Source organism: Salinimicrobium oceani (assembly GCF_012037645.1).
This window is the reverse complement of record NZ_JAAVJR010000866.1, coordinates 1-400: the sequence shown is the minus strand read 5'-3', so window position 1 is coordinate 400 and position 400 is coordinate 1. Positions and strand designations below refer to the sequence as shown.

Annotated in this window: 1 protein-coding gene; it reads right to left on the bottom strand. The window is 44.5% G+C overall.

What is annotated here, in order from left to right; genetic code table 11:
• The coding region (locus tag HC175_RS19790; RefSeq protein ID WP_168139813.1) for a stage II sporulation protein M at nucleotides 1–400 on the bottom strand (400 nt) is incomplete at both ends.

The following is a 400-nucleotide window of genomic DNA, read 5'->3' as shown; positions in this document are numbered from 1 at the left end:
GGGGTAAAATACGTAGTAAAAAAGGATGAGTCCTAACGAAAGTGATATAATAATGATGGCGATCCAATCGGGCATTTCGGTATGGCGGGTGACAAAACCTTCCAGGAATCCTGCGATGATGAAAAAGGGAACTGTGCTGATCACAATTTTTAATCCGGCTTTTACTCCTTGTACAAAGGAAGTAAGCCTGGTAAAAGTTCCGGGGAAAAGTATGCCTTTCCCTACCACCAGGCCTGCACAGGCAGCCACGATGATCACAGAGATCTCAATAGTGCCATGGATCCATATGGTCCTTACAGATTCCCATAGCAGGCCCTGTTCGTAAAAGAAATATTGAAAGGAACCCAGCATAATTGCATTCTGCATGACGATGTACAAAGTTCCAAGGCCGGCGAAAATA